The organism is Promicromonospora sp. NPDC057488, from assembly GCF_042802395.1.
Lineage (GTDB): Bacteria > Actinomycetota > Actinomycetes > Actinomycetales > Cellulomonadaceae > Promicromonospora.
In genome coordinates this window covers 1-20,058 of the sequence record NZ_JBHVEG010000114.1, presented here as the reverse complement: position 1 = coordinate 20,058, position 20,058 = coordinate 1, and the positions used below count along the sequence as shown (strand labels likewise).

The following is a 20,058-nucleotide window of genomic DNA, read 5'->3' as shown; positions in this document are numbered from 1 at the left end:
GACCTACAGGTCACCCTGGTGACCTGTAGGTCTGACACGAGCGCGGGCCCGAGCGGGCGCCTGCTCATGCGAGCAGCGCGCCGGGGTTCATGATCCCGGCGGGGTCCAGCTCGGCCCGCACCGCGCGGAGCAGGCGCAGGCCCGTCGCGCCGATCTCCTGCTCCAGCCAGGGCGCGTGGTCCGCGCCGACGCCGTGGTGGTGGCTGATGGTGCCGCCCGCCGCCATGATCGCGTCGTTCACCCCGGCCTTGACCCGCTCCCAGGGCTCCAGCGGGTTGGTGCCGAGCCCCGCGATCACGGTGAAGTAGAGCGACGCCCCCGTGGGGTAGACGTGCGAGATGTGGCACAGGACGCGGTTCTTCGCGTGCTCGCGGTCGAACCCGTCGGCGAGCGCCGCGGTGACCGCGGCCTTCAGCGCGGCCAGGTTCGACCAGGTCGTGGCGGTCTCCAGCGTCTCGCAGAACACGCCCGCGCCGAGCAGGGCGTCGCGCAGGTAGGGCGCCTTGAACCGGCCGTGGTCCCAGGACTCGGCGAGCTTGCCGGCGGCGGGGCGTCCACCCGCCTCGCGCAGCACGCGCGTGGTGGCCTCGCGGCGCGCGGCGGCCAGGTCGGCGGGCCCCTCGTGCAGGACGACGGCGGAGCAGCCCCGGGTCAGTGCTTTCCCGATGTTGCCGACCTGGGCCAGCGAGACCGCCGTCTCCTCCTCGTCGGACAGGCGGATCACCGTGGGGCCGGTGCCGAGCTGCGCCACGCGGCGCAGGCCCTCCGCGCCGGCGGCGAAGTCGCGGAACGTCCACGCGTCCATGAGCCGGGCCTCCGGCGTGGGGTGCACGCGCAGCCGCACCTGCGTGATGACGCCGAACCTGCCCTCCGAGCCGAGGAACCAGCGCAGCAGGTCGGGCCCGGCCGCCGAGCCGGGCGCCCGGCCCAGGTCGAGCGTGCCCGTGGGGGTGACCACCCGCAGGCCCGTGACCATGGCGTCGAACCGCCCGTGGCCCGCGGAGTTCTGCCCGGAGGAGCGCATGGCCGCGAACCCGCCGAGCGTGGCGAACTCGAAGCTCTGCGGGAAGTGGCCGAGCTCGAACCCGCGCGCGGCCAGCGCGGCCTCGGCGGCGGGCGCCGTCGTCCCGGCGTGGAAGGTGGCCTCGTGGGAGACGTCGTCCAGCGCGACCAGCCCCGTGAGCCGCCGCAGGTCGAGGCTGACGACGCCGCGGTGCGCACCGGGGTCGGGGGCCAGGCCGCCGGTCACGGCGGTGCCGCCGCCGAACGGCACGACCGCGAGCCCGCGCTCGGCCGCGAGCGCGAGCACCGCGGCGACGTCGTCCTCCGAACCGGGCCGGACGACGGCGCCCGGCGCCGCCTGCTCGGACTGCCTGCGCCGCAGCAGGTCCGGCGTCGACTTGCCGCCCGCGTGCAGCAGCCGCGCGTCGTGCCCGGCGTCCACGTGCTCCGGGCCGACGGCGGCGGCGAGCGCCGCCAGGTCGTCGGCCGGCAGGGGCGGGGTGCTGATCGTGACGTCGGCGAGCTCCGGTCCTGGCGGCGGCGCGGGCGGGCGGCCGAGCACGGCCGTGAGCAGGAGCTTCACGCCGCCGGGCAGCCCGTGGGCGCGGGCCGGGTCGCCCCAGCCGTCCCACCGCATGTCGATGCGCTCGTTCTCGGGCTGGGTGCTCACGCGTCCTCCGGGTCGGGGTCGTCGGGTCGGGTCGTCGGATCAGGTCGTCGGGTCGCCTCGTGGTCGGCCGGTCGCCCGGTCTTCCAGTCGCCCGGTCTTCCAGTCGCCAGGTAGCGGTCGGCGGGGGCCGGCGTTGGCCTCCGTGCGGCGCCGCGTTACAGTGTTACACAAGATGACAATTCGTAATGCAGGCCCGGATGCAGTCTCGCCCGCCCCGGATGCGCTGGGCGCCACCCCCGACGACGCCCCCGACCGCACCGAGGCGCGCCTCCTGGAGGCCGCGTCCCGGCTGGTGGCGACCCGCGGCACGCGTGGCCTGTCGGTCACGGAGCTGGCCCGGGCCGCCGGCGTCTCACGGCCCACGGTCTACCGCCGCTGGGAGTCCGCCGACGACGTGCTGCGCGCCCTGCTGATGCACCGCGCCCAGGTCGCGATCACCACCGTGGGCCCGCAGGCCGCCGACCGGGCCACGATCGTCGACAAGGTGGTCCGGTTCGGCGAGCTGCTGCGGGCCGACCCGGTCTTCGGGCACCTGCTGACCGAGGAGCCCGAGGTGTTCACGCGGTACGCCTTCGAGCGGATCGGCCGCTCGCAGCGCGTGATCCTGGAGTGGCTCGCCGCCGCGATCGCCGCGGCCCAGCCGGGCGGCACGGTCCGGGCCGGGTCCCCCACGGACCTGGCGGTCATGGTGCTGCTGGTGTCCCAGTCGGTGGTGCTGTCGCACCGCACCGTGACCACCGTGATCGGCGACTCCGCCCTGCGGACCGAGCTCGCCCACGCCCTCGACGGCTACCTCCGCCCCTGACCCGGAAGCAGGACCGATGCACCGCACCGCCCTCACCGCCCGGCGCCGCGCGCGCGAGCTCGACGAGCTCGCCGCCGAGCCGGTGGACCTGCTCGTCGTCGGGGGCGGGGTGACCGGTGCCGGCGTGGCGCTGGACGCCGCGGCGCGCGGCCTGTCCGTCGCGCTCGTGGAGGCGCACGACCTGGCGTGGGGCACCTCCCGGTGGAGCTCCAAGCTGGCGCACGGCGGCCTGCGGTACCTGGCCACGGGCGACGTCGGCGTGGCCCGCGAGAGCGCGCGCGAACGGCACGTGCTCATGACGCGCACCGCGCCGCACCTGGTCCGGGCGCTGCCCCAGGTGCTGCCGCTCACCAGCGGCGTCGCGCCCCGGCAGGGCATCACGGCGGGCATCGGGTTCGGGCTGGGCGACCTGCTGCGGCGCGACGCCGGGACGTCGTCCGAGGTGCTGCCCGCGCCACGGCTCGCGCGCCCGGGCGAGGCCGCGCGGCTCGTGCCCGCGGTCGCCCGCGAGCACCTGCACGGCGCGTGGGTGGCGCACGACGGCCAGCTCGTCGATGACGCGCGGCTCGTGGTCGCACTCGCCCGCACCGCCGCGGGGCGCGGCGCCAAGATCCTGACCCGCGTCCGGGTCACCGACCTGCGGGCCGACGGCGCCACGCTCCAGGACACGCTGACCGGTGCGGGCCTGACCGTGCACGCCCGCGTCGTCGTGAACGCGACCGGGGTGTGGGCCGGCACGGTGGACCCGTCGGTGCGGCTGCGCCCCAGCCGCGGCACCCACGTCGTCGTCCCCGCCGCCCGGCTGGGCGACCCGGCGGGCGCGCTCATGGTGCCGGTGCCCGGGTCCGCCTCGCGCTTCGTGTTCGCGCTGCCGGCCCAGCTCGGCCGGGTGATCATCGGCCTCACCGACGAGGAGGCGCCCGGCCCCGTGCCCGACGTGCCGGAGCCCACGCGCGCCGAGATCGAGTTCCTGCTCGCCACGGTCTCCCGCGTGCTGGACCGCCCGCTCCTGCCCGACGACCTCGTGGGCGCCTTCGCGGGGCTGCGACCCCTGATCGACCTGTCCGGCCCGGGCGACGGCGCGGGCACCTCGTCCGACGTCTCGCGCCGGCACCTCGTTGAGGTCTCGCCCGCCACGGGCGCGGTGAACGTGCTGGGCGGCAAGCTGACGACCTACCGTGCCATGGCCGAGGACGCCGTCGACCTGGCCGTCAAGCACGCCGGCCTCACCGCGGGACCGTGCTGGACGGCGGACCTGCCGCTGGTCGGCGCGAGACCGCTGGTCGCCCCCCGGTTGCCGGTCGCGCCCCGGCCGCCGGTCGCGCCTGTCGAGACCCCGCCCTCCCTCATCGCTCGCTACGGCGCCGAGGCCGCGCAGGTGCTGGCCGCGGCGACCCTGCCGGGCGCCACCGCCGCCGTCGGCCACGGGATCGCGGGCACGGAGCACCTGGACGTCACGCGCGCCGAGGTGGAGTGGGCGGTGACGCACGAGGGCGCGCTCGACGCCGACGACGTGCTGGACCGCCGCACCCGCATCGGCCTGGTCCCGGCGGACCGGGCCGCCGTGCACGACGTCGTGGCGGAGCTGGTCGGCGCGGCTCTCGCGCGCGGCTGAGCCGCGCGGACCCTAGTCCGAGGACGCGGGCGAGGAGGCGGGCGCCGGCGCGGGTTCTCGTTCGCGGCGCGGCGCGCGCAGCACCGAGAGCGCCACCATGCAGGCGATGAACCCGAGCAGCCAGCCGCCGGGGATGTCGCTGAGCCAGTGGTAGTCCAGCCAGGACATCAGGGCGCCCGCGATCATCACGATCACCGCGACCACGGGGATCATCTTGCGCAGCCGGGACACGCTCGGGAACAGCCCGTTCTGGGTGAACAGCAGGCACAGGATGAAGAAGCCGGTGAAGAACGTGTTGGCGGCATGGCCCGACGGGAACGCCTGGCCGCCGGCGTGCAGCACGTCCATGTTGTGGTGCGGGCCGGTGCGGCCCAGGCCGAACTTGGTGCTGTAGCCGATCAGCGCGATGGTCGCGAGGCCGGCCAGCACGGCGAGCACCGGACGGCGCGTGAGCAGGTTCCAGAGCGAGCCGGGTCCGCCCTGCTTACGGGCCACGTACAGGGCGGTGCCGCCCACCATCGGGATGGTGAACATGCGCTCGCCCGTGACGCTCGCGACGATGTCGAGGAAGGCCTTCTCCCAGCCGACGGGGTGGTGGGAGTCCACGTAGTAGTGGAACTGCCAGTCCCAGGCGATGAAGGGCCCGCGGACCACGACCTGCCAGATGCAGACGCCGAAGACCAGCAGGGCGATGACGGCCGCGACCACGGAGCTGCGCCAGGTCGGACGGGTCGCCGGGTCGAGCAGAGCCCCTGTCGATTGTGACTCCACTCGGGTACCACCCCTGCCCTCTGATTGCGCCATCGAGCCGATCCTACGGGTTTCAGGGTGAATGTTCGGTACCAGAATTGTGTCCGGGAGACGCTGCCGGTGGCTGGCCCGGCACGGTCGCACCGGCCCAGGAGCGACGGTACCGCGTCAACCTGAACCGGTCGCCCAGGCCAGGCGCCCGTAGCCCCTCGGCGCGGGCGGTCAGGACCGGTCCCGGCGGCCCGCGCGGTCACCTCCCGGACGTGCGCAGGGTCACCTCCACGTTCACCCGCCGCGCCGGAGAGTTCACCCCGCCCGCCGGAGAGTTCACCCCCGCGGCGGGGCCGTGCTCTGACGCACCTTGAGCTCCACCGGCACCACCTCGTGCAGGTCGCCCTCGTCGTCGTCCGGGTCGACGGCGGTGCCGGCACCGGCACCCCCCGCCCGCACCTCGCTGAGCAGGCGGGCCACCAGGCGGCGGCCGATCTGGCCGAAGTCCTGCACAACGGTGGTCAGCGGCGGCCAGAGGTACTCGGCCAGCAGGATGTCGTCGAACCCGACCACCGACACGTCGCCGGGCACCGCGCGGCCGGCCTCGTGCAGGGCGCGGAGCACCCCGGCGGCCATCTCGTCGTTGGCGCAGAACACGGCCGTGACCTCGGGGTCGTGGGCCATCCGGCGTCCGGCTTCGTAGCCGGAGGCCGCCGTCCAGTCCCCCGGCACGACGTCGGGCACGGGGCGGCCGGCCGCTTGGAGCGTGGCGCGCCACGACTCCTCGCGCAGCTGCGCGGGCGCCGACCCGGCCGGGCCCCGCACGTGGTGCACCGTGCGGTGCCCCAGGTCCAGGAGGTGCTGGGTGGCGCGGCGGGCGCCGTCGACCTGGTCGGCGCCGACGGCGGGGTGGTGCCCCACGAACCGCGAGTCGGAGACCACCACGGGCAGCCGGGAGGGCAGCGCGAGCGTGTCGGGCGTGACGGTCTCGGCCCGGACGATCACCAGCCCGTCGATGGCCTGGTGGGACAGCCGGGTCGCCGCGGCGGACACCACGTCGGACGACGGGTTCTCGACGTCGATCAGCGTGACGGTGTAACCCTCGTCACGCGCGGCCTCGGTGACGGCCTCGATGGTGCGCGACTCACCGGTGCGCGCCAGCCCGTGGGCGATCATGCCGATGGTCCGGAAGCTCCCGTAGCGCAGCGCGCGCGCCGCCGTGTTCGGCGCGTAGCCGAGCTGCGCCATCGCAGCCAGGACCCGGTCGCGCGTCGCCGGCCGCACGTTGTCCAGGCCCATCGACACGCGGGACACGGTCTGCGTGGAGACCCCCGCCAGCACGGCGACGTCGACCAGGGACGGACCTCTGCCCTCCACGACACCCACCTCCTCGTGATGCGTCTCGCCCCGGGGTCCGCTTGACACCTCGGTGACTCACGAGCACCCTAGTCCGCGTCACCATGTTGACGTCAACACGACGACCATGCTGACCCCACTCGTGAAGGAGCGACCCCACTTGACCACGCTCGCATCGCCTCCGGCCGTGCCCAAGACCGCGGGACGGATGCGGCTCCGCACCCGCTGGACCGGATGGGGCTTCGTCGGCCCGTTCATGGCCGTCTTCGCCCTCGTGTTCCTCGCGCCGATCGCCTACTCCCTCTGGCTGAGCCTGTTCCAGACGCAGCTCGTGGGCGGTACGACGTTCGTCGGCCTCGACAACTACGCCCGCGTGCTCGCGGACCCGCAGTTCTGGGACGGCACCGCCCGCGTCGGCCTGTTCCTGCTGGTCCAGGTGCCGGTGATGCTCGGCATCTCGCTGCTGGTCGCCCTCGCGATCGACAGCGGCCGCCTGTACGGGCGCGACTTCTTCCGCCTCGCGATCTTCCTGCCCTACGCCGTGCCCGGCGTCGTGGCCGCGCTGATGTGGGGCTTCATGTACGGCGAGCGGTTCGGGCTGGTCGGCAACTTCAACGACCTGTTCGGCACCAGCATCCCGGACCCGCTGTCCTCGGCCCTGGTGCTCCCCGCGATCGGCAACATCGTGACCTGGGAGTTCGTCGGCTACAACATGCTGATCTTCTACTCCGCGCTCCGCGTGGTGCCCACCTCGCTGTACGAGGCGGCGGAGATCGACGGCGCCGGCTCGTGGCGGGTGATCACGGCCATCAAGCTGCCCGCGATCCGCGGCGCGCTCGTCGTGGCGACCATCTTCTCGATCATCGGCTCGTTCCAGCTCTTCAACGAGCCCAGCATCCTGCAGCCGCTGTCCCCCAACTACATCTCGACCCACTACACGCCGAACCTGTACGCCTACTCGCTGTCCTTCTCGGGCCAGCAGTACAACTACTCGGCCACGGTGGCGATCGTCATGGGCGTGCTCACGATGATCGTGGCCTACGTGGTGCAGCTGCGCGGCATGCGCAAGGAGGCCTGAGCCATGAGCAACGTCCTGATGACCGCGCCCACCGTGCGCCCCAAGAAGGCTCCGCCCCGCCTGCGGAACCGCCGCAGCTCGCACGCCCGGCCCACGCGCAGCATCCTGCTCACGGTCCTGACGGCCCTGATCGGTATCTACGCGCTGATCCCGCTCGTCTGGCTGCTGATCAACGCGACCAAGACGCAGCCCGACCTGTTCAGCTCGTTCGGCCTGTGGTTCAGCGGCGACTTCGCGCTGTGGGACAACATCGTCGGCGTCCTGACCTACGACGGCGGCGTCTTCGGGCGCTGGTTCCTCAACACGCTGATGTACGTCGTGCTCGGCGCGGGCGGCGCCACCATGCTGGCGCTGCTCGGCGGCTACGGCCTGGCCAAGTTCGACTTCCCGGGCAAGCGCGCCGTGTTCGCCGTCGTCATCGGCGCCGTGGCCGTGCCAGGTACCGCGCTGGCCGTGCCCACGTTCCTCATGTTCGCGAACATGGGCCTGACGAACACGCCCTGGTCGGTGATCATCCCGTCGCTCATCTCGCCGTTCGGGCTCTACCTCATGTGGACGTTCGCGGCCGACGCCGTGCCGGACGAGATCATGGAGGCCGCCCGCCTCGACGGCGCGAGCGAGGCCCGCACGTTCTTCCAGGTGTGCCTGCCGATGATGGCGCCCGGCATCGTGACGGTGCTGCTGTTCACCGTGGTCGCCACGTGGAACAACTACTTCCTGCCGCTGATCATGCTGCGCGACCCCTCCTGGTACCCGCTGACGCTGGGCCTGAACGCGTGGAACGCCCAGGCCACCACCGCGGGCGGCGAGGCCATCTTCAACCTCGTGATCGCCGGCTCGCTCCTGACGATCCTGCCGCTGATCGTGGCCTTCCTGCTGCTGCAGCGCTACTGGCAGTCGGGTCTGGCCGCCGGCAGCGTCAAGGAGTGACACGGCCGGGCGCCCGCCGCCCAGAGACTTTCCCCCAGACAGATCCGCTTGACGATGAAGTGAGAGGAACCACCATGACCATCCGCCACCACCGCGCGGTCGGCGCGTTCGCCGCGGCCGGCGCCCTGGCGCTCGCCCTGACCGCGTGCGGGTCCGGGTCCGACGGCGGCGACACCGCCGCGGAGACCGTGTCCCCCGAGGACATCTCGGCCGCGCTCGAGGAGGGCGGCGACCTGCTGGTCTGGGCCTGGGAGCCCACGCTGGACAAGGTCGTCGAGGACTTCGAGGCCGAGTACCCGAACGTGAACGTCGAGCTGGCGAACGTCGGTACGGGCAACGACCACTACGTGGCGCTGCAGAACGCCATCAGCGCCGGCTCGGGTGTGCCCGACGTCGCGCAGATGGAGTACTACGCCCTGCCGCAGTTCTCCATCGGCGGGTCGCTCGCCGACCTCGCGCCGCTGGGCGCGAGCGAGCTCGACGGCACCTACTCCCCCGGCCCGTGGGGCGCCGTGACCGACGGCGACGCCGTGTACGGCCTGCCCATGGACTCCGGCCCGATGGCGCTGTTCTACAACGCGAAGACCTTCGAGGACGCCGGCGTCGAGGTGCCCGCCACCTGGGACGAGTTCGTCACCGCCGCCGAGAAGATCCACGCGTTCGACAAGAACACCTACATCACCGCGGACAACGGCGACGCCGGGTTCGCGACCTCGATGATCTGGCAGGCCGGCGGCCACCCGTTCGAGGTGAGCGGCACCGACGTGACCGTGAACCTCGCCGACGAGGGCTCGGCCAAGTTCGCCGACATGTGGCAGCAGCTCCTGGACGACGACCTCGTCGCCGACGTCCCCGCCTGGTCGGACGAGTGGTTCCAGGGCCTGGGCAGCGGTGAGATCGCCGCGCTGGTGACCGGCGCCTGGATGCCCGCGAACCTGGAGTCGGGCGCCGCCCCGGCGTCGGGCGACTGGCGCGTGGCCCCCATGCCGCAGTGGACCGAGGGCTCGAACGAGACCGCCGAGAACGGCGGCTCCGCGCTGTCCGTGACCGAGGCCAGCACCAAGAAGGCCCTGGCCTACGGCTTCCTGGAGTACGCGAACGCCGGCGACGGCGTCGCCACGCGTCTCGAGGGCGGCAACTTCCCGGCGACGCTCGCCGACCTGAACGACGAGAAGTTCCTCGCCGAGGAGTCCGAGTACTTCGGCGGCCAGAAGATCAACGAGGTGCTCTCGGCGTCGGCCACCGGCGTGGTCACCGGCTGGCAGTACCTGCCGTACCAGGTCTACGCGAACAGCGTGTTCCCCGACACCGTCGGCCAGGCCTACACGGGCTCGACCTCGCTGTCGGACGGCCTCGCCGCCTGGCAGGACTCGATCGTGAAGTACGGCAACGAGCAGGGCTTCACCGTCGGCGAGTGAGCCGCGGCTGATCGACCAGGGACGACGGCGGGGGGCCTTCCCCCGCCGTCGTCCTCTTGCCCCGCCCCGACACCCCACCCCTAGAACCCGCAGACCGCACCCCCCTGAGGACGCACACATGCCCACGTTCGACATCGGCCCCGAGGACTTCGAGCTCGACGGCCGCCCGATGCAGGTCGTCAGCGGCGCGCTGCACTACTTCCGCGTGCACCCCGACCAGTGGGCCGACCGGATCCGCAAGGCCCGGCTCATGGGCCTGAACACCATCGAGACGTACGTGCCGTGGAACTTCCACGCGCCCGACCCCAACGTGTTCGACCTGACCGGGCGGCGCGACCTCGCGCGGTTCCTCGACCTGGTGGCGGCCGAGGGCCTGTACGCGATCGTGCGGCCGGGGCCCTACATCTGCGCCGAGTGGGACGGCGGCGGGCTGCCCGGCTGGCTGTTCGCCGACCCCGAGGTGGGCGTGCGCCGGCACGAGCCGCGGTTCCTCGCGGCGATCGGCACGTACTTCGCGAACCTGCTGCCCCTGGTGGCCGAGCGTCAGGTGACACGCGGCGGGCCCGTGCTCATGGTCCAGGTGGAGAACGAGTACGGCGCCTACGGCGACGACCCGCTGCCCGAGCGGCAGCAGTACCTGCGCGCGCTCGTCGACCTGACCCGCGAGCAGGGCATCGACGTGCCCCTGTTCACCTGCGACCAGGCCGACGACGAGATGCTGGCCCGCGGTGGCCTGCCCGAGCTGCACAAGACGGCGACGTTCGGCTCGCGCAGCACGGAGCGGCTGGAGATCCTGCGGCGGCACCAGGCCACGGGTCCGCTCATGTGCATGGAGTTCTGGAACGGCTGGTTCGACTCGTGGGGCCTGGAGCACCACATCGCGCCGGCCGAGGCGAACGCCGCCGACCTGGACGACCTGCTCGCGGCCGGCGGGTCCGTGAACCTGTACATGTTCCACGGCGGCACCAACTTCGGGCTGACCAGCGGCGCGAACGACAAGGGCATCTACCGGCCCATCGCGACGTCGTACGACTACGACGCGCCGCTGGCCGAGGACGGCACGCCGACGGCCAAGTACCGCGCGATGCGCGAGGTGATCGCGCGGCACCTGCCGGTGCCGGAGCTCGACGGGTCTGCTGGTTCTGGGGCTGTTGCTGGGGCTGGGGCTGAGGCTGGTTCTGGGGCTGAGGCTGGGGCTGGGGCGCCGGTGCTGGAGGTCGACCTGACCGCGCAGGTGCCGCTGGCCCACGCGCTGCCGAGCCTGCTGCGCGAGGACCTGCAGGTCTTCACGGCGACGCCCACCACCGACGACCTGCGGCTGTGGTCCGGCTTCGCCGTCTACCGCACCCGGATCCGGCCCGACGACCTGGTGCTGACCCTGAGCGAGGTGCGCGACCGCGCCGTCGTGCTGGTCGACGACGAGCAGGTGGGCGTGCTCGACCGCGGCTCGCACACCTTCGCCGTCGCGCTGCCGGCCCGCGCGGGTGACCTCACACTCCTGGTGGAGGACCAGGGCCGGGTGAACTACGGCAAGCGGATCGGCGAGCCCAAGGGCCTGATCGGGCCGGTGCGCACCGCGGTGCGCACGATCGACGACTGGGAGGCGGCGGCGCTGCGCGTCGAGGACGCGCCGGAGCTGCTGCGCGCGGCGCTCGACGCGCCGGGGCGTGCGCTGCCCTCGGTGCCGGACGGCGGGGTGCCGGGGCCGGTCGGCGCCGGACTGTTCCGGGGCACGTTCGACTCCGTGGACGGGGCCGACCACTTCCTGCGGCTCGACGGCTGGACCAAGGGCCTGGCCTGGGTCAACGGCGAGCTGCTGGGCCGCTACTGGAGCCTCGGCCCCACGCACACGCTGTACGTGCCGGGCCCGCTCGTGCGCGAGTCCGGCAACGAGCTGGTGCTCCTGGAGCTCCACGGCGCGGCCGCGGGCCGGGCCAGCTTCGTGACGCGCCCGGACCTGGGCATCACGGAACAGTAGGCGTCGGGGGGCGGCGGTGTCGGTGGCCGTGGCCGTGGCCGTGGCCAGCGTCGGGGTCGGTGGCAGGCGTCATCGGCTGGCGTCGTCGGTCACCGGGCCGCTCTCCTTCGAGGCCTAAGTTTCTCCGCTATGGGTCGCCCGAAAGCGAAGAAACTTAGGCCTCAAAGGGCAGCGCCCGTGAGCGGTCCGGGCGCTCGGCGTCGAACGTAGGGTTACTCGCTCCAAGAGGCCTCTTGAGCCGAACGTAGGGTTGCTCGGCCCAAGAGCCGTCTTGAGCCGAGCAAGCCTACGTTCGCGTTGGGGCACATTCGCTGGTCGGCGCCGAGGCGCCCCGGCGGAAGGTGCAGTCCCGGTCCCGGCCGCCACGCAACCGACACCGACGCCGACGTCGGCCCGTCGCCGCCCGTCGCGTCGCGCCGAGCGTAGGGTTGCTCGCTCCAAGAGGGCCTCTTGGGCCGAGCAACCCTACGTTCGCCCTCGGGCGCTCTCGCGGAGCGGCGTCAGACGGCGCGGGTGCCGTTCCGCCAGACCTCGTGCACCAGCGGGACGCCCGGGCGGTAGGCGAGGTAGGTGTGGCTCGGGGCGTCGAGCACGGTCAGGTCGGCGCGGGCGCCGACCGCCAGGTGCCCGACGTCGTCCCGGCGGAGCGCCAGGGCGCCGCCCGCCGTCGCCGACCAGAGGGCCTGGGCCGGGCTCATCCGCATCTCGCGCACCGCGAGCGCGACCACGAACGGCATCGACGACGAGTAGCCGGAGCCCGGGTTGCAGTCCGTGGCGAGCGCGACGGGCACGCCCGCGGCGAGCAGCCGGCGGGCGTCGGGGTACGGCGAACGGGTCGAGAACTCGACGGCGGGCAGCAGGGTCGCGACGGTGCCGGACCGACGGTCGTCGGCCCACGACCCGCTCGTGGTCCACGAGCCGGCCAGGGCGTCGACGTCGGCGTCGGACAGGTGGGTGCAGTGGTCCACGCTCGCCGCCCCGACCTCGAGCGCGAGCCGCACCCCCGGGCCCGCCGAGAGCTGGTTGCCGTGCACGCGTGCGCTCAGCCCGGCGCGCATCCCGGCGCGCAGGACAGCGCGGGCCTCGTCCTCGTCGAAGGCGGTGGGCGCGGCGGGCTCGCAGAACACGTCGACCCACCGGGCGTGCGGCGCGCAGGCCGCGAGCATCGGCCCGGTCACGAGGCCGACGTACCCGGCGCGGTCGTCGGCGTACTCGGCCGGGACGGTGTGCGCGCCGAGGTACGTCGTCTCCGGGGTGAGCTCGCGGGCTATCCGCAGCGTGCGGGCCTCGGTCGCGACGTCCTGGCCGTAGCCGCTCTTGATCTCGACGGTCGTGGTGCCCTGCGCGAGCATCTCGCGCACCAGCGCGGTGCCGCGCGCCCGCAGGGCGTCCTCGCTCGCGGCGCGGGTCGCGGCGACCGTGGTCGCGATGCCGCCGCCGGTGTACGGCTGCCCCGTCATGCGCGCCGCGAACTCGGCCGAGCGGTCGCCCGCGAACACGGTGTGCGAGTGGGAGTCGACGAACCCGGGGAGCACGCAGCGCCCCGCGAGGTCGACGACGTCGTCCGCAGCGGGGGCCGACGCCGCCGGGCCCGTCCAGGCGATGCGCCCGTCCTCGACGACGACGGCGGCGTCGGGGACGAGGCCGATCCCGTCGGGCGCCGAGCCGGTCCGGGCCGGGGCACCGCCCGGTCCCGTCCCGCCGTGGTCCGGGTCGTTGGTGACCAGCTCGCCGATGTTCGTCAGCAACACGCTCATGCGTCGCTCTCCCTGGTGATGTCGTGCGTCGGGCGCCGCTCGATGTCCGGCGCGGTGTCCCGCTCGACGGCGGCCCAGATCTCGTCGATCGCCTCGGCGAGCAAGCGCGCGACGTCGCCGGCCCGGTGCACGCCGGCGCGCACCACGAGCTCGCCGCCCGCGACGACGTCGGACACGTCCGCTGCGCCCGCCACCAGCACGACCTGCGCGGGGTCGGCCCCGGCGGTGCGCACCGTGTCGGTCCGCACGGCGACGAGGTCCGCGGGCGCGCCCACGGCGATGCGCCCGGCGCCGGGCCGGCCGAGCGCGGCGTGCCCGGTCGACGTCGCGACGTCGACCAGGGCCGCCGGGTCGAACGCGCCGCGCCCGCCGGTCGCGAGCCGCTCGTGCTCCTCGACACCGCGGGCCTCAGCGAGCACGTCGGCGGTCACGTGCTGGTCCGTGCCGACCGACAGCGGGCTCCCCGCGCGCGCCAGCCGGAGCCCGGGGGCGATGCCGTCGGCGAGGTCGCGCTCCGTCGTCGGGCAGAGGCAGACGCCCGTGCCCGAGGTGCCGAGCAGCGCGACGTCGTCGTCGGTCAGGTGCACGGCGTGCACGGCGGTCGTGCCGGGGCCGAGCGCGCCGGCGTCGTGCAGCAGGCGCGTCGGGGTGACGCCGAAGGCCGCGAGCGCCGCCGCATTCTCGCCCGGCTGCTCGGACAGGTGCACGTGCAGGGGTGCATCGGCCTTCCGGGCCCAGCGGGCGACGGCGGCGAGCTCGTCCGGCGCGACGGCGCGCACCGAGTGGGCGGCGGCGCCGACGAGCACGCGGTCGTCGTCGGCCCAGGCGGTGTGGAGCGCGTCGACGCGGCGGGCCCACGCCTCGGCCGTGCCGTCGCCGAACCGGGCCTGCTCGGGAGCGAGCGGCAGGTGTCCGTCCGGGCCGAGTCCGCCGTGCAGGTAGCAGGTGTCGAGCAGCGTGAGGTGCACACCGGCGTCGCGGGCGGCGGAGCGGAGGGCCTCGGCCATGGCGTTGGGGCCGCCCTGCGCCGCGGGATACGGGGTGCCGTCGGGGCGGTGGTGCACGTAGTGGAACTCGCCGACGGCGGTGGTGCCGCCGAGCGCCAGCTCCGCGTAGACGGCGCGGGCCAGCCGCTCGTAGAGGTCCGGCGTCAGGGCCGCTGCCAGCGCGTACATGCCCTGGCGCCAGGTCCAGAACGATCCGCCGTCGGCGTGGGTGCGCCCGCGCAGCGCGCGGTGGAAGGCGTGCGAGTGCGCGTCGGCGAGCCCGGGGAGGACGACGCCGCGCAGCAGGACGTCGCCGTCCGACGCCGGGACGCCTTGCTCGATGGCGACGATGCGGCCGCCGTCGGTCTCGACCCGGACGGACTCGACGAGGTGGCCGGGGGCTGGCGGCCAGCCGGGTGTGCCGGGTCCGGCGGATCCGGCGGGTCCGGCGGGTCTGCCGGGTCCGGCGGGTCCGCCGGGTCCGGGCAGCCAGGCCCGATCGCACCAGAAGCCGCTCATGGTTCTCCTCTCGCGTTCCGTGTTCCGTGGCTGTTCGCTGACCCCTTTGAGGCCCAAGTTTCTCCGCTTTGACGTGGCTCAAAGTGGAGAAACTTAGGCCTCAAAGGGGATCGTGGCGGGTCGAGTTTCGGGACGGGTCGGTTGGGGCCTGCGCCGGGTATGTCGGGCCCTGTGTCGGTGACGTCGGGGCCGTCTCAAGGCATGCCGAGGGCCCCTCCAGGTCCGGGGCCGTCAGCAGGTCGGCGAGGACGGCGGTCAGGGCGCGGACGCCGGCGTCGCAGTCGGCCGGGTCGGCGTACTCGGCCGGCGAGTGGGACACCCCGGTCGGGTTGCGCACGAACAGCATCGCCGTGGGGACGCCGGCCGCGGCGAGGATGCCGGCGTCGTGCCCGGCGCCCGTGCCGATCACGGGGGCGGGCAGGCCGGAGCCGGGCCGCCCGACGACGTCGGCGAGCCGGGCCGCGAGCGCCGGGTCGAACACGGTCGCGGGCGTCCACGACTCCTCGACGGGCCGCCACCCGCCGAGCCCGCCGCCGCCCGCCGGCCCGCCGCTCAGGCCGCCGGCCAGCTCCGGCGTCGAACGTAGGCCCGGTCGGTCTCTGAGCCCCGATGCGCCGACGACCCCTACGCTCGACGGCCCGCCGCTCAGCTGACCACCGCCCAGCCGACCGCCGCTCGGCGCGCCGATCACGGAACGGACGGCGTGTTCCGTTTCGGCGCGGGCGTCGATCCAGGCCCGGACGCGCGACGGGATCGCGTTGACGCCGTTGGGCTCGACCTGCACCTTGGCCAGGGTCGCGAGCGCCCCGGCGTGCTCGGCGGCGGCGCGGACGTCGGTGATCAGCCGCGCGAGGTCGAGCATCGGGTCGTGCCGGTGGGCCAGCGGTGTGGTGCCGGCGTGGTTGGCCTCGCCCGTGAGGTCGACGCGCCAGCGGCCGTGCGGCCAGATCGCGGCGCCCACGGCGACCGGCGCCGCCTCGTCGTCGGGCAGGTCGGCGAGGTAGCGGCCCTGTTCCACGTGGAGCTCGACGAAGACGCCGATCCGCGCCAGCGTCTCGGGGTCCCGGCCGTAGTGCTCGAGCGGAACGCCCCGGAAGGCCGCTCCCGACACCGCCCCCAGCACCTCCGCCAGGCTGTCGCCCGCGCCGTCCCGCAGCGCGAGCAGCCGGTCGGCCGGAACCGTCCCGGTCACGGCCCGCGACCCGAGGCACGCCAGCCCGAACCGCGCCCCCTCCTCGTCGGAGAAGTTCACGATCCCCAGCGGCCGCACGGGCACGACGCCGGACGCCCGCAGCGCGTCGAGCGCCGCGAACGCGCCGGCCACGCCGAGCGGGCCGTCGAAGGCGCCGCCGCCCGGCACCGAGTCGAGGTGGCTGCCCGTGACGACGCCGGGCCCGTCGGCGTCCGGGTCGCCCCACCACGCCCACTGGTTCCCCGCGCGGTCGAGCACGACGTCGAGCCCGCGCGCGGCGGCCTCAGCGGCGAACCACTCGCGCAGGGTCAGGTCGTGCGCGGTCCAGGCGAACCGCTCGTACCCGCCGGACGCCGCCCGTCCGACGTCGGCGATCGCGTCGAGCAGGGCGCCGACGTCGGTCGCACCCGTCACGCCCCCTCCCGCATCGGCACCCGCAGCCCGCCGCGCTCCGCCGCCGCGGCGGCGTCGTCGTACCCGGCGTCCACGTGCCGCAGCACGCCCGTGGCCGGGTCGTTCGCGAGCACCCGGCCGAGCTTCTCGGCCGCGAGCGGCGTCCCGTCCGCCACGGACACCTGCCCGGCGTGGATCGACCGCCCCATGCCGACGCCGCCGCCGTGGTGCAGCGACACCCACGTGGCGCCCGACGCGGTGTTCATCAGGGCGTTCAGCAGCGGCCAGTCCGCGATCGCGTCGGAGCCGTCGGCCATCGACTCGGTCTCCCGGTACGGCGACGCGACCGACCCGGAGTCGAGGTGGTCGCGCCCGATCGCGAGCGGGGCCGAGATCTCCCCCGACGCGACGAGCTCGTTGAACCGCAGCCCGGCGACGTCGCGCTCCCCGTGCCCGAGCCAGCAGATGCGGGCGGGCAGCCCCTGGAAGGCGACGCGGTCCTGGGCCGCGCGGATCCAGCGGCCCAGGTGGTCGTTGTCGGGGAAGAGGTCGAGCACGGCCTGGTCGGTCACCGCGATGTCCTTCGGATCCCCGGAGAGCGCCGCCCAGCGGAACGGCCCCTTGCCCTCGGCGAACAGCGGCCGGATGTACGCGGGTACGAACCCCGGGAAGTCGAACGCCCGCCCGTACCCGCCCTGGCGGGCCTCGTCGCGGATCGAGTTGCCGTAGTCGAAGACCTCGGCGCCGGCGTCCTGGAAGCCGACCATGGCCTCGACGTGGCGGGCCATCGACTCCCGTGCCCGGTCGGTGAACCCCTCGGGGTCCTTCGCGGCGAGCTCGGCCCAGTCCTCCAGCGCCACCCCCGAAGGCAGGTACGACAGCGGGTCGTGCGCCGAGGTCTGGTCCGTGACGACGTCGACCTCGACGCCGCGGCGCAGCAGCTCCGGCACGACGTCGGCGGAGTTGCCGACCACACCCACGGACAGCGCCCGCCGGTCGCGCCTGGCGGCCAGGGCAAGCTCCACGCCCTCGTCCACGGAGCCCGCGACGACGTCGAGGTAGCGCGTCTCGACGCGCCGGTGCAGGCGGGCCGGGTCGACGTCGACCACGAGGCAGACGCCGCCGTTGAGCGTGACGGCCAGGGGCTGGGCGCCGCCCATGCCGCCGCAGCCGCCGGTCAGGGTGAGCGTGCCCGCGAGCGTCCCGCCGAACCGCTTGGCGGCCACGGCCGCGAACGTCTCGTAGGTGCCCTGCAGGATCCCCTGGGTGCCGATGTAGATCCAGGAACCGGCCGTCATCTGCCCGTACATCGTCAGGCCGAGCTGTTCCAGGCGCCGGAACTCGGGCCAGGTCGCCCAGTCGCCCACCAGGTTGGAGTTGGCGATCAGCACGCGCGGCGCCCACTCGTGCGTCCGCAGCACGCCCACCGGGCGGCCCGACTGCACCATCAGCGTCTCGTCCTCGCGCAGGTCCGTCAGCGAGCGGACGATCGCGTGGTAGCTCGGCCAGTCGCGCGCCGCACGGCCCGTGCCGCCGTAGACCACCAGGTCGTCGGGCCGCTCGGCCACCTCGGGGTCGAGGTTGTTCATGAGCATGCGCAGCGGCGCCTCGGTCTGCCAGCTCCGGGCGGTCAGGGTGGTGCCGCGCGGGGCGCGGACGGCGACGGGGGTCCCCCGGTCGTACGGCTGGTTCACTTCGGTCTCCTTCGGCTCGGTTCGGCAGGCAGGTTCAGTGGAGCTGTCCGACGGCGCCCGCGGCGGCCGCCACGACCTGCCCGCCGGTCACGAGCCCTACGACGTGCTCGATCTCCGGGGCCAGGTAGCGGTCGGGTCCGGGGCCGGGCACGACGGCGCGGACGACGTCGTGCACCGCGCCCGTACCCGCGGCCGGTGCCTCTTCCCGCAGGTCCAGGGCGCGCGTGGCCGTCAGCACCTCGATGGCGAGCACGCGGCCGAGCCCGTCCACGGAACGGCGGAGCTTGCGGGCGCCGGACCAGCCCATGGAGACGTGGTCCTCCTGCATGGCGGAGCTCGGGATCGAGTCCACGCTCGCCGGCGCGGCCAGCCGCTTCATCTCGGAGACGATCCCGGCGGCCGTGTACTGGGCGATCATGTGCCCGGAGTCGACGCCGGGGTCGGCCGCCAGGAACGCGGGCAGCCCCTCCGAGCGCGCGACGTCGAGGAACCGGTCGGTGCGCCGCTCGCTCATGCTGGCCAGGTCGGCGGCCGCGATGGCGAGGAAGTCGAGCACGTAGGCGACGGGCGCCCCGTGGAAGTTGCCGTTCGACTCGACACGCCCGTCCGTAGTGACGACGGGGTTGTCGATCGCGGACGCCAGCTCCCGGCCCGCGACCGTCGCGGCGTGGTCCAGCGTGTCGCGGACGGCGCCGTGCACCTGCGGCGCGCAGCGCAGCGAGTAGGCGTCCTGCACGCGGGTGCACGCGGGGTTTCCGGCGTCGTCCAGCTCGCGGTGGCTCGCCATCAGGGGCGAACCCGCCAGGAGGCGGCGCAGGTTCGCCGCCGACGCCGCCTGGCCCGGGTGCGGCCGCATGCCCACGAGGTCCTCGGCGAACGGCGCGTCCGAGCCGAGGAGGGCCTCGACGGACAGGGCGGCGGCGACGTCGGCCGTGGTGAGCAGGCGGCGCAGGTCGTGGATCGCGAGGCAGAGCATGCCGAGCATGCCGTCGGTACCGTTGATGAGGGCCAGGCCCTCCTTCTCGGCGAGGACGAGCGGCTCGATCCCGGCGTCGGCGAGGGCCTGGGCGGCGTCGACGAGGGCGCCGGCGTCGACGGTCGAGCCGGCCCCGCTGGTCGAGCCTGTCGAGACCCCCGGGCCTGTCGAGACCCCTGTGCGGACGACCCGCACCTGGCCCTCCCCCATGGCGGCGAGCGCCACGTGCGCGAGCGGCGCGAGGTCGCCGGAACAGCCGAGCGACCCGTACTCGTGCACGACGGGCGTGATGCCCGCATTCAGCATGCCCGCGTAGGTCTGCGCCGTGACCGGGCGGGCGCCCGTGTGCCCGGTGACCAGGGTCGCGAGCCGCAGGAGCTGCAGCGCGCGCACGACCTCGGTCTCGACGTGCGGCCCGGAGCCGGCCGCGTGTGAGCGCACGAGGCTGAGCTGGAGCTGGGCGCGCATCTCGGTGGGGATGTGCCGGCGGGCGAGCGCCCCGAAGCCGGTGGAGACGCCGTAGTGGGGCACGGTGTCGTGGGCGAGGTCCTCGATGACGGCGCGGGTCCGCTCCATGCGGGCCAGCGCGCTCTCGTGGATCTCGACCGGCGCGCCGTACCGGGCGACGGCCACGACCTGCTCGACAGTGAGCGGGGTTCCGTCGAGGACGACGTGCCCGGGCAGGTCGCTGTTCTGCCGGTCCTGGTGCTGGTCCTGGGGCTGCTGGTCCTGGGGCAGCGCGGTGCCGGCCGCGCCGGCGGCGGGCGTCGTCGCCGCGTCGTGCAGGGTGCTCATGCGCTCATAGAACCCCGCCGCGAGCCCCGTGGCGCGGCCGGAACCGGCGATAGAGTCTGGGATACGAGACATCTGCCCCGAGCCAGGTCCTGGGTGCGCGATGCGGGGTGGGGCGGGTCGGCAATTCGGGGTGGTCGGTAGAAGGTCAGGTAG

14 protein-coding genes are annotated in these 20,058 nt (G+C 74.3%); 6 read left to right on the top strand and 8 right to left on the bottom strand.

The window, feature by feature from the left end; genetic code table 11:
* Positions 1 to 64: 64 nt before the first annotated feature.
* Positions 65 to 1,672, bottom strand: coding sequence for an FAD-binding oxidoreductase (locus ACFU5G_RS20495; RefSeq protein WP_377248952.1), 1,608 nt, complete (start codon positions 1,670 to 1,672; stop codon positions 65 to 67).
* Between the two features lie 172 nt (positions 1,673 to 1,844).
* Between ACFU5G_RS20495 and ACFU5G_RS20490 the strand changes: the two genes are divergently transcribed.
* Positions 1,845 to 2,477: a TetR/AcrR family transcriptional regulator gene (locus tag ACFU5G_RS20490; protein ID WP_377248949.1), complete on the top strand. Its 633-nt coding sequence runs from the start codon at positions 1,845 to 1,847 to the stop codon at positions 2,475 to 2,477.
* A gap of 16 nt (positions 2,478 to 2,493) precedes the next feature.
* Positions 2,494 to 4,092 carry a glycerol-3-phosphate dehydrogenase/oxidase gene (locus ACFU5G_RS20485; RefSeq protein WP_377248946.1) on the top strand — a complete coding sequence of 533 codons (1,599 nt, stop codon included), beginning with the start codon at positions 2,494 to 2,496 and terminating at the stop codon, positions 4,090 to 4,092.
* A 12-nt stretch (positions 4,093 to 4,104) separates the two neighbouring features.
* Here the strand turns inward: ACFU5G_RS20485 and ACFU5G_RS20480 are convergent, their stop codons facing one another.
* Entirely contained in the window at positions 4,105 to 4,896 is a 792-nt protein-coding gene (locus ACFU5G_RS20480; protein ID WP_377248943.1) for a phosphatase PAP2 family protein, read from the bottom strand.
* A gap of 273 nt (positions 4,897 to 5,169) precedes the next feature.
* Positions 5,170 to 6,219 (bottom strand): LacI family DNA-binding transcriptional regulator, encoded by a 1,050-nt coding sequence (locus ACFU5G_RS20475; protein WP_377248958.1) that lies wholly within the window; start codon positions 6,217 to 6,219, stop codon positions 5,170 to 5,172.
* A 178-nt stretch (positions 6,220 to 6,397) separates the two neighbouring features.
* On the opposite strand from ACFU5G_RS20475, the gene ACFU5G_RS20470 reads away from it, so the two are divergent.
* The 4 genes from ACFU5G_RS20470 to ACFU5G_RS20455 all read left to right on the top strand — a co-directional run bounded on the left by ACFU5G_RS20470 (position 6,398) and on the right by ACFU5G_RS20455 (position 11,593).
* Complete coding sequence (locus ACFU5G_RS20470; RefSeq protein ID WP_377248955.1) at positions 6,398 to 7,267, top strand: carbohydrate ABC transporter permease; 870 nt, start codon at positions 6,398 to 6,400, stop codon at positions 7,265 to 7,267.
* A gap of 3 nt (positions 7,268 to 7,270) precedes the next feature.
* Positions 7,271 to 8,197 carry a carbohydrate ABC transporter permease gene (locus ACFU5G_RS20465; protein ID WP_377248940.1) on the top strand — a complete coding sequence of 309 codons (927 nt, stop codon included), beginning with the start codon at positions 7,271 to 7,273 and terminating at the stop codon, positions 8,195 to 8,197.
* Positions 8,198 to 8,271: 74 nt separating this feature from the next.
* Positions 8,272 to 9,615 (top strand): ABC transporter substrate-binding protein, encoded by a 1,344-nt coding sequence (locus ACFU5G_RS20460; RefSeq protein ID WP_377248937.1) that lies wholly within the window; start codon positions 8,272 to 8,274, stop codon positions 9,613 to 9,615.
* A 118-nt stretch (positions 9,616 to 9,733) separates the two neighbouring features.
* Positions 9,734 to 11,593: a beta-galactosidase family protein gene (locus ACFU5G_RS20455; RefSeq protein WP_377248934.1), complete on the top strand. Its 1,860-nt coding sequence runs from the start codon at positions 9,734 to 9,736 to the stop codon at positions 11,591 to 11,593.
* Between the two features lie 500 nt (positions 11,594 to 12,093).
* Here ACFU5G_RS20455 and hutI read toward each other — a convergent pair whose 3' ends face one another.
* The 5 genes from hutI to hutH form a co-directional block, all read right to left on the bottom strand.
* Entirely contained in the window at positions 12,094 to 13,350 is a 1,257-nt protein-coding gene (gene hutI / locus ACFU5G_RS20450) for an imidazolonepropionase (RefSeq protein WP_377248931.1), read from the bottom strand.
* Entirely contained in the window at positions 13,347 to 14,855 is a 1,509-nt protein-coding gene (locus ACFU5G_RS20445) for a formimidoylglutamate deiminase (protein ID WP_377248928.1), read from the bottom strand. Before ACFU5G_RS20445 ends, hutI begins: the two co-directional genes overlap by 4 nt.
* 100 nt (positions 14,856 to 14,955) lie before the next feature.
* The gene (locus ACFU5G_RS20440) at positions 14,956 to 16,461 is read right to left on the bottom strand and encodes an allantoate amidohydrolase (RefSeq protein WP_377248925.1); all 1,506 of its coding nucleotides are present in this window, start codon (positions 16,459 to 16,461) and stop codon (positions 14,956 to 14,958) included.
* Positions 16,458 to 18,134, bottom strand: a complete 1,677-nt coding sequence (locus ACFU5G_RS20435) for a urocanate hydratase (protein ID WP_377248922.1) — start codon at positions 18,132 to 18,134, stop codon at positions 16,458 to 16,460. Before ACFU5G_RS20435 ends, ACFU5G_RS20440 begins: the two co-directional genes overlap by 4 nt.
* Before the next feature lie 34 nt (positions 18,135 to 18,168).
* Positions 18,169 to 19,905 carry a histidine ammonia-lyase gene (gene hutH, locus ACFU5G_RS20430; RefSeq protein WP_377248919.1) on the bottom strand — a complete coding sequence of 579 codons (1,737 nt, stop codon included), beginning with the start codon at positions 19,903 to 19,905 and terminating at the stop codon, positions 18,169 to 18,171.
* Positions 19,906 to 20,058 lie beyond the last annotated feature (153 nt).

Excerpts from the sequence above, each read along its gene's own strand:
- ACFU5G_RS20490 (WP_377248949.1), top strand. The coding sequence starts at position 1,845 with ATGACAATTCGTAATGCAGGCCCGGATGCAGTCTCGCCCGCCCCGGAT.
- ACFU5G_RS20485 (WP_377248946.1), top strand. The coding sequence starts at position 2,494 with ATGCACCGCACCGCCCTCACCGCCCGGCGCCGCGCGCGCGAGCTCGAC.
- ACFU5G_RS20480 (WP_377248943.1), bottom strand. The coding sequence starts at position 4,896 with ATGGCGCAATCAGAGGGCAGGGGTGGTACCCGAGTGGAGTCACAATCG.
- ACFU5G_RS20470 (WP_377248955.1), top strand. The coding sequence starts at position 6,398 with ATGCGGCTCCGCACCCGCTGGACCGGATGGGGCTTCGTCGGCCCGTTC.
- ACFU5G_RS20465 (WP_377248940.1), top strand. The coding sequence starts at position 7,271 with ATGAGCAACGTCCTGATGACCGCGCCCACCGTGCGCCCCAAGAAGGCT.
- ACFU5G_RS20460 (WP_377248937.1), top strand. The coding sequence starts at position 8,272 with ATGACCATCCGCCACCACCGCGCGGTCGGCGCGTTCGCCGCGGCCGGC.
- ACFU5G_RS20455 (WP_377248934.1), top strand. The coding sequence starts at position 9,734 with ATGCCCACGTTCGACATCGGCCCCGAGGACTTCGAGCTCGACGGCCGC.
- hutI (WP_377248931.1), bottom strand. The coding sequence starts at position 13,350 with ATGAGCGTGTTGCTGACGAACATCGGCGAGCTGGTCACCAACGACCCG.
- ACFU5G_RS20445 (WP_377248928.1), bottom strand. The coding sequence starts at position 14,855 with ATGAGCGGCTTCTGGTGCGATCGGGCCTGGCTGCCCGGACCCGGCGGA.
- hutH (WP_377248919.1), bottom strand. The coding sequence starts at position 19,905 with ATGAGCACCCTGCACGACGCGGCGACGACGCCCGCCGCCGGCGCGGCC.